Origin of the sequence: Pseudomonas sp. NPDC090203 (assembly GCF_044746765.1) — a bacterium.
Classification (GTDB): Bacteria; Pseudomonadota; Gammaproteobacteria; order Pseudomonadales; family Pseudomonadaceae; genus Aquipseudomonas; species Aquipseudomonas putida_AD.
In genome coordinates this window covers 124,063-137,856 of record NZ_JBIVCV010000012.1, presented here as the reverse complement: position 1 = coordinate 137,856, position 13,794 = coordinate 124,063, and the positions used below count along the sequence as shown (strand labels likewise).

Genomic DNA, 13,794 nt, shown 5'->3' with positions numbered 1-13,794 from the left:
AATCTCGAATCGGTCGAGGGTTTGGCAGGCTGCGCCCGCAAGCCGCGCAGCATACCTCAAACCCCGATCCGACGCCTGTGACAACCGAGCAACGGCTATTTGTAGAACAGGTCCACCATGACTTCTGCCGAGAACGGGCCAGGGGTCGGCTCGCTCTTGCGCCAGATCAGTTCGGCGTTCAGGTCCGCAGTGGCCGAATAGTTTTCGCCCAAGAGATCTGTGGCATGAAACGGCTCGTTGAAACGCAGTGGCACGTTAGTGCGGGCGTTGGTGATGCGGATGCCTATGCTGTCGTTGTTCACCGGCACCAGTTGATCCCCCGACAAAGTGCCAGATACCGGCGTGAACCGCGCATTCAGGCTGAACGGTGAGTCGCAGATCCGGCTGGTCGCCAGGGCGAATCGCTCGAAGGTCGCCACCTCCCCCACTCGCACATTGCGAATGAGCACGTCGCCGAACTCCACCGTTTCCGGCATCACCCGCAACTCGGCGCTGCATGCAACAAAGCGCAGCCCGCTCAGGTTGTTGATGACGTAGTTGAGGTTGTTTTCCGGTGCCGGATTCATACCATTGCCGCTGTCGATCTGAAACATGCGGTAATCCAGCAGGTTGCTTGCGCTGCCGGACGGTGGCGTAGGCCCGTGTTTCTGGATGAACACCGTGAACGGCAGGCTGAATGTGGCCTTGGGGCAAGCCGCAAGATCAGGTCAGTGCAGGCGGGAAGCACCTGCTGCACCGGAATTCGGCCATTGCTCTGCAGGTAATCGCTGCCGTTGAGGGTAACCCCGGCGCGAATCCCCTGCCCGATTTCCAGGTTTTCCGGGTTGAGGTACACGAACACGTCTTCGGCGGCACCCGGCTTGTCCCTGGCGCACTCGACCGCAAGATTCAGGCGTTCGGAACGCCACACCACGCTGCCGTTGGGCAAGGTGGCAGGGATCGCGACGCTGCTGCTCAAATCGGCGCGAACCACCGTTTCGCCTGCGCCCTGGGTCTTGCACGTCATGGCCATGCCCGCCTGGGGCAGGAACAGCGCCAGCAGGAAGGTCGGGCACCAGCGTTTGATGGATAAGGTCGTCATGGTCGGCATTTCCCTATGGGTGATGGGGCGCCCGCCATCCCGGGGCGGGCATTGAACGGGGCATCGGGCTCAGGCTGCGCGCAGAACGGGCGCGACCCGCCGTAGTCGGTCAGTGCGGTGAAACTCAACGGGCCTGGCGTAGCAGGCGTGCCCGCAGGCAGAGGCAGGCGGTGTTGGGCAAAGGGCGCGATCATCAGATCCTCCCTGAGCGCCAGGCCGCTGATCGACAGGTTGTGCAGCGAGACATGAAAAGGCGTGGGGTTGCGCACTTCGAGCGCCGGGCGATTCGACTGCGACCATTGCCACGTCAGTGCCTGCGCGGCATCGGCCGGATCGCCCGACAGCCCCACCGGGCGATAGAACACATTGATCCGCTGGCGCACGGCGATGTTCAGTTGCTGGCGCCCCTCGATGCGCCGTGGCACTTGCAGCACATACAGATGCAACAAGGACTCGCGGTCCGAAGGCATGCCGACGCCTTCGTACAGGATGCGCAGCATGTGCCGGCCTTGCGGCGGCAATTGCACAAGGTGCGGGGTGACCACAAAGGGCAGGTGCTCGGACCTGTCATCCTGGCCCCGGGCGCTGGTGAGCCAGGCCTGGACCAGCGCCTGGGTCGGGTCCTGGTTGGTGATTTCGATGCTGGTCTCATGAAACCGTCCATCGAACACCAGCCGTGTGCCAGTGAGTGACACCACTCCCTGCGCCTGTTCACTGATGACCGCAGCCACTGCCCACAGCATGCTTATCCACTTCATTGGCAGACCACCCTGGCCCGGTCGAAGGCGCGCTGGGGATCTCGTGGGGGAAGGTCGAATGATGCCCGGCAGTGTTGATCCGCCCACTTGACGATCAAATCGCCACTGTCCTGCTCGCTCATGACCAGCGCGTGACTGGTGGGATCGACGGCGGCCAGCACCTTGCCCTTCGCGTCCTCGACCACGGCGCCAAGAGGCAAGCGACTGCCATCGGCCTGAACCAGTTCGAATTGCACTCGCCGTCCCACGGACGCATCGAAGCGGGCCAGGGCCACCGCGCCACGACGCGGCACGACCTGGATCACTGCGGTTTCAAGCTCGACATCGGCGCTCAGTTGACGAGTGTCCAGGCTGATCCAGTTGGCGTGATAAGGCTGGGCGTAAGGCACGATCGCGTACCCGTTGCTACCGGTTTTGACATTGCTGGTGCTGGAAACACGCGCATCGGGAACGCCCTTGACCTGTACCAGGGCGAAGGTGTCGCCCAGCGCCTGGCCGAAGTTCACCCCGCCCCCGTGGGCAACCACGGACCCCGAAGCACCGATGTTGAAGGCGTGGTAATCGCTGCCTTGTCCATAGCCGGCATCGAAGCGGCCATAGGGAGTTGCAGTGCTCAGCTTGCCGAAACCTGCGGAGCCCGAGCGACTGTCATGTGCAGCCTGCACCGAATAGAACGAATTGCGGTCCTCCAGCACCTGTCCGTTGAGACCCGCCTGCATGTCATAGTCGCCGGAACTGTCGCGCACGCCATTGAAAAACGCCCGTGACGATCCCGGGCTGTCTCCCAGCGGCAGGCTCAAGGTCAGGGCTACCCGGTTATCACTCTGGCTCTGGCCGTCACGCTCGAACGTCTGGTTGCGCTCCAGCGAAAGCCCGTAACTCAGGCTTCGCCAGGCTGCGTTCCAGGACACATAGAGCTGTCGCACCTTGCCGCTCTGACTCCAGTAACGCTGCTCGGATCCGGTAATGCTCAGCGACGCCGAATGCTCGGAGAAAGCTTGCGTGAGGTTGATTTCGTACCGGTCTTTGGCCTGGCCGATTCCCGCCCTGTCACGCAGGTTCAACTCTTCGACGTGTTCATCGAGCGTGCGGTACTGGTCGGTGGAGTATCGATAACCAGCCACGGCCAGGGTCGTGTTGGTCAGGTCCAGAGTGTTGGCATATCGCAGCCGTATACTTTGCCCGCTGCGAGTCTGCTGGCGCTGGCGGCTGACCGACTGGGTCAGATCCAGCGAAGCAGCCCCCAGCCCGGTGTTGATGCCCGCACCAATGTTACCGGCCTCAAAATCCTCCGCCAGCTGCCCACCCCCCATTGCGGTCACGCGCTCGGTCAGCCCGTAAATGAGCGTGGCACTGCCGAAGCTGGGCCTCTGGCCACCCTCCTGATAGCTGTCGTACTGCCCCCCCGCCAGGCTGTAGCGCAATGCCCCCTTCGGTAACATGATGGGCAAGGATGAGTAGGTCTGGACGAAAAGACGCCTGCGGCCGTCCGCTTCGATCACGGTGATTTCCAGATCACCGTTGGAACCGCTGGGGTAGATATCGGTGATCTCGAACGGCCCTGGTGAGACGTTGCCGCTGTACAACATGAAACCGTTCTGCCGAACCTCCACCGTCGCGTTGGTTTCGGCGATGCCCCGGATGACCGGGGCATAGATGCGCTCGCTGTCTGGCAACATGCCGTCGTCGGACGCCAGCGTCGCCCCCAGAAACCGCACACTGTCGAAGACCTGGGAATCGGTGTACGTCTCGCCCAGCGCCAACTGGCTCTTCAGCGAGGTGATGTCACGCTGAAGAAAGGTACGATTGCTGCGAAATCGATAAGGCTGATCGTCGCCATATACCAGCGAAGATTCGTTGCGCAGACGCCAGGCCCCCAGGTTCACACCGTTGCGCAGGCCAAGGTAATACTGATCCCGGGTCTGGCTGCCCACGGTGCGCCGCGCACCACTGAAACTGTAGTTGACGAAACCGGCGGTCAGTCCCTCGTCCCACAGCTCGGGGGCCAGGTAGCCTCGGCTCATGCGCGACATCATCGCCTGTGGAATGCTGATTTTCAGCCGAAGGCTGGCGGGCTGGTATTCGACATGGGCGAACTCGACATTCGCTGCCAGATCGAAGCACTGGCCCGACTGCATCTCGCTTGTATCCAACTGGCTGATGTCCATGCCCAACTGCTGCAACGTGTCCAGCGTCAGGCAGGCATCGACCGTCCCCTTGACCGGGTTCGCAACGAAGGTGACATCGCGCCGACCACTCAACTTGCCGTTGACGTATATATCCACCCGATAGCTGCCGGGCACTACGCCGTTTCCTTCAAGAAAGCTGTTGAGTTCAGGCGGCTGGTCAGTTCCTTGGATGAAAGCCGCGTTGAATTTAGCCTTGGGACGGCCAGCGCCCTCGGTCCCGACATCGGCCATGGCCACTGAGCTGGAGCCGATCACCCAGGCGGCGGTGGCTATGACGCAGGATGACAGTGGCTTGGGTCCGTATGGCTTGCCCCTTCCTGTTCTTCCCTGGGGGTGAATCGCCAGGATAGTTTTTGGACTGCATCCTCTGGTGTTCTTGTGTCGCCGTTCCATTAGCTGATTTCACTCGTGTACTGAGTGTCGACACACTGCCCAGTCCTTTGCGCAGGCGTGCGACGCTGAAGCCGGGTGTTGATCCGACTTGAAAAATGGGCAACGAAAAATCTGACGGATTACTCGTCAGAACGTTGTTCGACCTTGCTGGCCTGCACGACTCGCTCGGAGGAAACTCTGGCGCGATAGGGCTCTTGCGCCCCGTAATCGTTGATGCTGACGAAGGCAAGCTCCAGTGCCCCGGGCTTGCCAGATGAACTCAACGGTAGTTGCAGCCGTTGCATGGGACCCAGCATCCGGCCGTCTTCCTGGAGCAGCAACTGGCCGTTGCGGCGGGCCTCCAGCATTATCATGGAGACGTGGAAAGGGCCCGGGTTGCTGACCTCGAGAACCCCGTCGCGCACTTGCCATTGCAACGCCTCGGCAGCCTTCAGCGGATCGGCAGCGAGGCCCATGGGGCGATAGAACAGCTTGATGCGCTGCCGGATCGCAATCTGCAACTGGTTTTCCTTACCGGTCTGCGGTATTTCCTGAACGTTGACCCAGAATACCGACTCGCGATCTTTTGGCAGGCCTTCTCCGGAATAGATGATCCTGACGAGCTGCCTGCCGTCCCCGGACATTCTTGCCAGTGGCGGCGTGACGGCGAACGGCAGGCTGCCTGAGGCAGCGGTGTCGCCCTCAGCCTCGATCCATGATTGAGCCAGAATGTCGCCCGCACCGGTGTTACGCACCATCAGAGCGGCTTCCTTGTCGGGTGCCGGAAGGATCACCCGCGTCGTACCGAGCACGATGCCGGCCTGCGAAGGTGTCGCCAACATCATCGCGAAACCTGGCCAAAACCAGAAAGCCACGCGACGAAAGTGTTTGAAGAACATGCGCTGATCGCCTCGAATGCAAAGCAGGTGGGGCGAACATCGCTCGCCCCACCTCCTCGTTACTGATAGTCCATCACGAACGGAAGGTAGCCATCGGCGGACCCCGGTACAGTGTTCACATTGTTGAGCACGTACACGGCAGCGAAATCGAGCGTGGCAGTCGAATTTCCCAGGCCGTCAGGCACGAAGTCCGCGTCAATGGTTTCGTTCCCGTTCAAGCTCATCAATTGAGAGTTCGAGTTGATCAAGCCGATACCCACACCTTTGGCGTCGCCGCTGGTGCGAAGCAGCTTGGGCTCCTGAAGATCGAGGCCGCTGCCCTGGCTCGCCACCAGGCGCATCTTCACCGAGTCGGGTTGGCCGCCGCCGTTGCAAGTGACCAGCAGCTGGATGTCTTCCTTGGTTGAGAGGTTGCCTTGTGCGAAGGTGCCAATGTCTCTGAACGACACGTTGCCCAGATCGACGTTGATCTCACCGGCCGCCCCTCCCCCTGTTCCGGCACCCGGCAAGACCTCGCAAGTGGTGGCGGTCAGCGTGCCCTTGAACATCAGCTTTCCATTGTTTGCAGCGTTGGCGGTAGTTGCCGCGCTCAGACCTACTGCGGCCATGACGGCCAGAAATACAGATAGTTTCTTCATGTTAACAACGTTCCTTGTGTCAATTCGTGTGTGCCCCAAAGGACGAGAGAAACTATAAGCGGCGGGCCAATTCGCGGATGTCAGGCTATCTACCTTGTGCCTGCAGAAACGTCAGTGGTGCATGTAAGGAATTTCCGTAGGACATGCTCGGCATGCCCTACAGCCCACAAGCGGCGTGGCATTGGACAAAACCCTACAAAAAAAGGGTCAGCCAGGTTCTGCAGCTCATCTGTAGGCAGCGAACGACTTAAGCCTTTGTTCGGACACAAAAAAACCGCCTGAACCTGGGGCGGTCGAGGCGGTTTTGTGCGCAGGTCGATGCGCGTCGCGGGAGCGTTACTGGTAGGTCAGAGTGACGAGGGTGCCATGGGCGTCGGTGGTGATCGAAGTGCGCTCTGCGTAAGCGACCGAAAGTGGCAATGCGGCTTTACCGCAGGCGTCGTCATGGCTGACCAGGCGCAGGGTCAGGTTCGCATTGACCTTGAGCGGTCGGAGCTGCGAAGACGAATCGCCAGGATCGGCAACCCGGGTTTCGCAGGCGGCGTTGACAAGTCCTCCATGGAACATCAGGGCGTTGCCAGCCGCCCAGGACAAGGGCGAGGCGAGCACACCGGCCCCGACAAATGCGATTGAAAAAAACACAGAAGCTGTCTTTTTAGTTCTCATCGCCATACTCCGCAGTGAAGACTGGTAAGTAGCAGTTAAGTCGAGTTGGGAAAGGTCGACCAGAAAGCGCGATATCACTTGTAGGATTTTTCACTATCAGTGGCATCTGCCCCGCTGGAATCCTGCGGCCTTTCCTTTGTATCGCCCTCCCTCGCCCTTTCTTTATGCACCTCCATCCTCTGCTCTTGTTCACCTGACAATATTGACAGGTAGCAGTCATTTTGCTGACCGGGTCCAGGGTTTATAAAGGAGGCTCTCGATTCTCCGGTTTCCACCTCTCTGCTGGCGTTTTCCCTGTATGCACAAACAAAGAAAATCCGTGATGGCCGTCACTGCGTTACTCGCACTCATCGCAGTGGGTATCTGGATGGCGACCCGCCCCGCCGAGAAGAAAGTCAGCGCTCCGGCCGCAGTGCCGGTTCAGGTGATTCATGTCGAGCAGAAGGACGTGCCGCGCTACGTGACCGGCATCGGCTCGGTGCTGTCGCTGCAAAGCGTGGTGATTCGTACCCAGGTGGATGGCATCCTGACCAGGCTGCTGGTCAAGGAAGGGCAACAGGTCAAGGCCGGGGATCTGCTGGCCACCATCGATGACCGCGCCATTCGCGCAGCCCTGGAACAGACCAAGGCGCAATTGAGCCAGAGCCAGGCGCAACTGGACGTGGCACAAGTGGACCTCAATCGCTACAAGCTGCTGACTGTCGACAACAGCATCTCCAAACAGCAATACGACCAGCAACAGGCGCTGGTCAATCAGCTCAAGGCCACGGTGCAGGGTAACCAGGCGTCGATCAACGCATCGCAGGTGCAACTGTCCTACACCCAGATTCGCTCGCCGGTGACGGGCCGCGTCGGCATTCGCAATGTCGATGAGGGCAACTTCCTGCGCGTCAGCGATGCGACGGGGCTGTTTTCAGTGACCCAGATTGACCCGATATCCGTGGAGTTTTCCCTGCCACAGCAAATGCTCCCCACCCTGCACGACTTGCTCGCCTCCCCTGCACCGGCCAAGGTCAACGCCTATGTGGGCGAAGCAGGCAATGGCGCGCCGCTGGGCGAAGGCACGTTGACGTTGATCGACAACCAGGTCGCGGCCACCACCGGCACCATCCGCGCCAAGGCAGTATTCGATAACGCCGCCGAAAAACTCTGGCCCGGCCAGTTGGTCAGCGTACGGATTCAGACGGCAATTGACCGTGGTGCGCTCAAGGTCCCGCCGCAAGTGGTGCAGCGTGGCATCGATCAGCATTTCGTTTACCGGGTCAAAGGCGACAAGGTCGAAGTGGTGCCGGTCAAAGTGCTGTACCAGGACAGCGACCTGATGCTGATCAGCGGCGTCAGCGCCAACGACGTACTGGTCAGTGATGGTCAGTCGCGCCTGAAGAACGGCGCGCACATCGAAGTGGTCAAGCCGGGCGATGTTGATACCCTGGCCGATGCCAGCACCGCCGAGGCCTCCAAATGAAAGGCCATGGCTCGATTTCCGCCTGGTGTGTAAATCACCCGATTGCCACCGTGCTGCTGACCTTCGCCCTCGTGCTGCTGGGTTGCATCGCCTTTCCTCGCCTGCCGGTGGCGCCGTTGCCCGAGGCGGAATTTCCGACCATTCAGGTCAGCGCCACCTTGCCCGGCGCCAGCCCGGAGACCATGGCCTCATCGGTGGCGACGCCGCTTGAAGTGCAGTTCAGCGCCATCCCCGGCATGACCCAGATGACGTCCAGCAGCGCCCTTGGCTCGACCAACCTGACCCTGCAATTCGTGCTGAACAAGAGCATCGACACCGCAGCGCAGGAGGTTCAGGCCGCGATCAACACCGCCTCGGGCCGACTGCCCGCAGATCTTCCGACCGCGCCGACCTGGCGCAAGGTCAACCCGGCGGACAGCCCGGTACTGATCCTCAGCGTCAGTTCCAATCTGATGCCGGCCACGGAGCTGAGTGACGTCACCGAATCCCTGCTGGCCCGTCAGCTGAGCCAGATCAACGGTGTAGGCCAGGTCGCGATTACCGGTCAGCGGCGCCCGGCGATTCGCGTGCAGGCGGCGCCGGAAAAACTCGCTTCCATCGGACTGACCCTCGCCGACCTGCGCGGCGCGTTGCAGCAGACCAGCCTCAACCTGGCCAAGGGTGCGCTGTACGGCAAGGACAGTGTCTCCACCCTGGCCTCCAACGACCAGTTGTTCCAGGCCAAGGACTACGATCAGTTGATCGTTTCCTACAAGGACGGCGCCCCCGTTCACCTGCGTGATGTGGCGAAGGTCATCGACGGCTCGGAAAACGCCTACGTCAACGCCTGGTCCGGCGATCAGCAGGGCGTGAACATCGTGGTGTTCCGCCAGCCCGGCGCCAACATCGTCGAGACCGTGGACCGCGTACTGGGCGAATTGCCACGCTTGCAGGAAATGCTCCCGGCCTCGGTGGATGTCTCGGTGCTCAGCGATCGCACCAAAACCATTCGCGCCTCGCTGCATGAAGTGGAAATGACCCTGCTGATCGCCATCGGGCTGGTGATTGCGGTCATGGCGCTGTTCCTGCGCCAGCTTTCGGCAACCCTGATCGTGACCGCCGTGCTGGGGGTGTCGCTGGTCGCCAGTTTCGCCCTGATGTATGTGCTGGGCTTCAGCCTGAACAACCTGACGCTTGTAGCGATTGTGGTGGCCGTCGGCTTTGTGGTCGACGACGCCATCGTGGTGGTGGAGAACATCCACCGACACCTGGAAGCCGGCGAAAGCATGCGCGACGCGGCCATCAAGGGCGCGGGCGAGATCGGCTTTACCGTGGTGTCGATCAGCTTCTCGCTGGTGGCGGCGTTCATTCCGCTGCTGTTCATGGGCGGTGTGGTCGGGAGGCTGTTCAAGGAGTTCGCACTGACGGCGACCTCGACGATTCTGATCTCGGTGGTCGTTTCGCTGACCCTGGCGCCGACCCTGGCCGCGCTGTTCATGCGCGCACCCAAGCACGATGCCCACGCCAAGCCGGGCTTTGGCGAAAAACTGCTCGCCCGTTATGCCCGTGGCGTGCGTTACGCCCTGGCCCATCAACGCCTGATGCTGGGCGTTTTCGGTCTGACTTTGGTGCTGGCGGTGGCCGGCTACGTGCTGATTCCCAAGGGTTTCTTCCCCGTGCAGGACACCGGCATGGTGCTGGGTACCAGTGAGGCGGCTGCCGATATTTCCTACCCGGACATGGTCGAGAAGCACAAGCAACTGGCGAAGATCATCGGCGAGGACCCGGCCGTCAAAGCCTTCTCGCACTCGGTGGGCGTGAGCGGCAGCAACCAGACCATCGCCAACGGCCGCGTGTGGATCGCGCTGAAAGACCGTGGCGACCGCGACGTTACCGCCAGCCAGTTCATCGACCGGATCAGGCCCAAGCTTGCGAAGATTCCCGGCATCGTCTTGTACCTGCGGGCCGGGCAAGACATCAACCTCAGTTCCGGCCCAAGTCGCGCCCAGTATCAGTACGTGCTCAAGAGCAACAACGGCGCCCTGCTCAACGAGTGGACACAAAAGCTCACGGAAAAACTCAAGACCATCCCGGCCTTCCGTGACCTGTCCAACGACCTGCAACTGGGCGGCAGCGTGACTCACCTGGACATCGACCGCAGCGCCGCCGCGCGCTTCGGGCTGACCACCTCTGACGTCGACCAGGCGCTGTACGACGCCTTCGGCCAGCGGCAGATCAACGAATACCAGACCGACATCAACCAGTACAAAGTCATTCTCGAACTCGACCCGTCGCAACGCGGCAAGGCCGAGAGCCTGAACTACTTCTACCTGCGCTCGCCGCTGACCAACGAGATGGTGCCGCTGTCGGCACTGGCCAAGGTCGGCGCGCCGAAGATGGGGCCGCTGTCGATCAGCCACGACGGCATGTTCCCGGCGGCCAACCTGTCGTTCAACCTGTCGGCAGGCGTGGCTCTGGGCGATGCGGTGCAGTTGCTCGATCAGGCCAAGAACGAGATCGGCATGCCGGCCTCGATCATCGGCAACTTCCAGGGCGCGGCCCAGGCCTTCCAGAGTTCGCTGGCCAACCAGCCGTGGCTGATCCTCGCGGCACTGGTGGCGGTGTACATCATTCTGGGCGTGCTGTACGAAAGCTTCGTGCACCCACTGACGATCATCTCCACCTTGCCCTCGGCCGGTATCGGCGCGCTGTTGCTGCTGTGGCTGATGGGCCAGGATTTCTCGATCATGGGTCTGATCGGTATCGTGTTGCTGATCGGCATCGTCAAGAAGAACGGCATCCTGCTGGTGGACTTTGCCCTGGAGGGTCAGCGCCATCGCGGCCTGTCGCCACAGGATGCGATTTACGAGGCGTGCCTGACGCGCTTCCGCCCGATCATCATGACCACTCTGGCGGCATTGCTCGGTGCCTTGCCGCTGATGCTCGGCTATGGTGTGGGGGCAGAGTTGCGTCAGCCACTGGGGATTGCGGTGGTGGGCGGATTGCTGGTGAGCCAGGCACTGACGCTGTTCACGACGCCGGTCATTTACCTGCAACTGGAGCGGATTTTCCATCGCAGGCACCCGACCGCCACCCCGACAGCGCCCTCAGCCGGCAAGAAGCCTGCCGCCCTGCTGGTGACTGAAAAGTGAGCATCAGAGAAGTGAGCACCAGAGAATTGAGAGTGCACCCATGCGTGTCCTGATTATCGAAGACGAAGAGAAGACCGCCGACTACCTGCATCGCGGCCTCACCGAACAGGGTTACACCACCGATGTCGCGCGCGACGGCATCGAAGGCCTGCACATGGCGCTGGAAGGCGAGTACGGGGTGATCATCCTCGACGTCATGCTGCCCGGCCTGGACGGCTATGGCGTCCTGCGGGCCCTGCGCGCGCGCAAGCAGACACCGGTGATCATGCTCACCGCGCGGGAAAACGTCGACGACCGTATTCGCGGCCTGCGCGAGGGCGCCGACGACTACCTGGGCAAGCCGTTCTCATTCCTGGAACTGGTGGCGCGCCTGCAGGCCCTGACCCGCCGCAGCGGCGGCCACGAGCCGGTGCAGATCAGCATCGCCGACCTGTGGATCGACCTGATCAGCCGCAAGGCCACCCGCGCGGGCGCTCGTCTGGACCTGACCGCCAAGGAGTTTTCGCTGCTCAGCGTGCTGGCGCGGCGACACGGGGAAATCCTCTCGAAAACCTCGATTGCCGAGATGGTCTGGGACATCAATTTCGACAGTGACGCCAACGTGGTCGAGGTGGCGATCAAGCGCCTGCGGGCCAAGCTCGACGGCCCGTTCGAACAGAAACTGCTGCACACCATCCGCGGCATGGGGTATGTGCTGGAGAGCCGTCGTGTCTAGCAACTCCATCGCCCTGCGCCTGTCCGGCCTGTTCGCCATGGTGGCGCTGCTGGTGTTCCTGCTGATCGGCTGGGCGCTCTACCTGCAGGTGGGCAAGAACCTTGGGTTGCTGCCTCAGGCTGAAGTCGATGCCCGTTACAGCGTGCTGGAATCACAGGTGCAGCGTTTCGGTGATCTTGAGCATTGGGGCAAACTCAGCACCAAGCTCAAGCTGCTCAGCGAGGAAGACAAGCGGTTGCGATTCTGGGTGGTCAGCGACAATCCCTCTTACGAGTTCGGTAACCCCGGCCCTGCTATCCGCGAATTCGCCCGTGGGCCATTGGGCATGCGCGACCTTTCCCTGAGCGATCACGATTATCCGTTCAAGGTGCTGGTCAGTGAATTCCCGGCCAAGGATCAGCGTCCGCCCCTGCGATTCCTTACCGCCATTGACACCGAGACGTTCCGGCAAGCCCAGCACTCGCTGTTGATCGCGCTCATCAGCCTGGCGGCGATTGGCATTGCGCTGGCGTCGGCATTGGGTTACTGGGTGACGCGGATCGGTCTGAAGCCGCTGTACGCCCTGTCGCTGGAAGCGCGCAAACTGGCGCCTCCCCGGCTGTCCGGGCGTTTGCAGTTGTCTGCACTGCCGCCTGAACTGGACCAGTTCGTCACCTCGTTCAACTCGACGCTGGAGCGGGTCGAGCAGGCCTATGCGCGACTGGAGGGGTTCAACGCCGACGTCGCCCACGAACTGCGCTCGCCGCTGACCAACCTGATCGGCCAGACCCAGGTGGCGCTGACGCGGGGACGTTCGGCGGAGCATTATTTCGAAGTGCTGCAATCGAACCTGGAAGAACTGGAACGGCTGCGCTCGATCATCAACGACATGCTGTTCCTGGCCAGCGCCGATCAGGGCAGCAAGGCCACGGAACTGACCCAGGCATCCCTGGCCGGGGAAGTGGCGAAAACCCTGGATTACCTGGATTTCATTCTGGAAGACGCACAGGTACAGGTCGAGGTCCGGGGCGACGCCTGTGCACCCATCGAGAAAGCGCACTTGCGACGTGCGCTGATCAATCTGGTGCACAACGCCGTGCAGCACACTTCGCCTGGGCAGACCATCCATGTGGACATCAGCGACGAAGGTCATCATGTGAGCATCGGCGTCGCCAACCCCGGCGCGCAGATTTCCGGCGAGCACCTGCCCAAGCTGTTCGAACGCTTTTACCGGGTCGATGCTTCACGCACCAACAGCGGGGGGAATCACGGGCTGGGACTGGCGATCGTCAAGGCCATTGCGCTGATGCACGGCGGCACGGTCTTCGCCCGCAGCGAACAGGGCGTGAATACCTTCGGGATCAACCTGCCGATTTGAGGGGATATGGAATCCCGTTGTAGGAGCGCGCTTGCCCGCGACCGCGGTGTGTCTGTACCGATCGTGGTGACTGGCACACCGCGGTCGCGGGCAAGCGCGCTCCTACAACGTTCGTGACGGTCAGCCCTTCTTCACGAACTCGGACTTGAGCTTCATCGCGCCAATCCCGTCGATCTTGCAATCGATGTCGTGGTCGCCATCGACCAGGCGGATGTTCTTGACCTTGGTGCCGACCTTGACCACCAGGGATGAGCCCTTGACCTTCAGGTCCTTGATGACGGTCACCGTGTCGCCGTCCTGCAGCGTGTTGCCCACCGCATCCTTGATGATTTTCACATCATCGTCCGCGTCAGCCGCGCCGTTGGCGGACCACTCATGGGCGCATTCCGGGCAGACGAGCTGGGCGCCGTCTTCGTAGGTGTACTCGGAATTGCATTTGGGGCACGGCGGTAAGCTCACGATGGATCTCGCATCACAATGGAATAGGCGCGCGATTATAAGGGTTTTTCTTACCTGAGACGCA

General features: G+C 61.5%; 10 protein-coding genes and 1 pseudogene. 4 read left to right on the top strand and 7 right to left on the bottom strand.

Translation table 11 applies throughout. The features are described from left to right. Positions 1 to 95: 95 nt before the first annotated feature. The 6 genes and pseudogenes from ACIPO9_RS20695 to ACIPO9_RS20670 all read right to left on the bottom strand — a co-directional run bounded on the left by ACIPO9_RS20695 (position 96) and on the right by ACIPO9_RS20670 (position 6,579). Positions 96 to 1,081 (bottom strand): annotated as a pseudogene (locus ACIPO9_RS20695) (fimbrial protein). Further along, positions 1,078 to 1,839, bottom strand: a complete 762-nt coding sequence (locus tag ACIPO9_RS20690; protein WP_400783184.1) for a molecular chaperone — start codon at positions 1,837 to 1,839, stop codon at positions 1,078 to 1,080. The pseudogene ACIPO9_RS20695 and the gene ACIPO9_RS20690 overlap by 4 nt, the downstream one beginning before the upstream one ends. Beyond that, complete coding sequence (locus ACIPO9_RS20685) at positions 1,836 to 4,259, bottom strand: fimbria/pilus outer membrane usher protein (RefSeq protein ID WP_400783182.1); 2,424 nt, start codon at positions 4,257 to 4,259, stop codon at positions 1,836 to 1,838. The genes ACIPO9_RS20690 and ACIPO9_RS20685 overlap by 4 nt, the downstream gene beginning before the upstream one ends. A gap of 281 nt (positions 4,260 to 4,540) precedes the next feature. Further along, positions 4,541 to 5,299 (bottom strand): molecular chaperone, encoded by a 759-nt coding sequence (locus ACIPO9_RS20680; protein ID WP_400783180.1) that lies wholly within the window; start codon positions 5,297 to 5,299, stop codon positions 4,541 to 4,543. 59 nt (positions 5,300 to 5,358) lie between these two features. After that, on the bottom strand, positions 5,359 to 5,937 hold the full coding sequence (locus ACIPO9_RS20675) for a fimbrial protein (RefSeq protein WP_400783177.1): 579 nt from the start codon (positions 5,935 to 5,937) through the stop codon (positions 5,359 to 5,361). Positions 5,938 to 6,273: 336 nt separating this feature from the next. Beyond that, complete coding sequence (locus ACIPO9_RS20670) at positions 6,274 to 6,579, bottom strand: hypothetical protein (RefSeq protein ID WP_400783175.1); 306 nt, start codon at positions 6,577 to 6,579, stop codon at positions 6,274 to 6,276. A gap of 322 nt (positions 6,580 to 6,901) precedes the next feature. On the opposite strand from ACIPO9_RS20670, the gene ACIPO9_RS20665 reads away from it, so the two are divergent. The 4 genes from ACIPO9_RS20665 to ACIPO9_RS20650 are packed head-to-tail and all read left to right on the top strand — an operon-like array spanning position 6,902 to position 13,271. Next, positions 6,902 to 8,068, top strand: a complete 1,167-nt coding sequence (locus ACIPO9_RS20665) for an efflux RND transporter periplasmic adaptor subunit (RefSeq protein ID WP_400783173.1) — start codon at positions 6,902 to 6,904, stop codon at positions 8,066 to 8,068. Then, positions 8,065 to 11,199: a multidrug efflux RND transporter permease subunit gene (locus ACIPO9_RS20660; RefSeq protein ID WP_400783170.1), complete on the top strand. Its 3,135-nt coding sequence runs from the start codon at positions 8,065 to 8,067 to the stop codon at positions 11,197 to 11,199. Before ACIPO9_RS20665 ends, ACIPO9_RS20660 begins: the two co-directional genes overlap by 4 nt. Positions 11,200 to 11,239: 40 nt before the next feature. Continuing rightward, positions 11,240 to 11,914, top strand: coding sequence for a heavy metal response regulator transcription factor (locus ACIPO9_RS20655; RefSeq protein WP_274134005.1), 675 nt, complete (start codon positions 11,240 to 11,242; stop codon positions 11,912 to 11,914). Then, on the top strand, positions 11,907 to 13,271 hold the full coding sequence (locus ACIPO9_RS20650) for a heavy metal sensor histidine kinase (protein WP_400783167.1): 1,365 nt from the start codon (positions 11,907 to 11,909) through the stop codon (positions 13,269 to 13,271). The genes ACIPO9_RS20655 and ACIPO9_RS20650 overlap by 8 nt, the downstream gene beginning before the upstream one ends. A gap of 120 nt (positions 13,272 to 13,391) precedes the next feature. Here the strand turns inward: ACIPO9_RS20650 and ACIPO9_RS20645 are convergent, their stop codons facing one another. Then, positions 13,392 to 13,733: a zinc ribbon domain-containing protein YjdM gene (locus ACIPO9_RS20645; RefSeq protein ID WP_274134066.1), complete on the bottom strand. Its 342-nt coding sequence runs from the start codon at positions 13,731 to 13,733 to the stop codon at positions 13,392 to 13,394. Positions 13,734 to 13,794 lie beyond the last annotated feature (61 nt).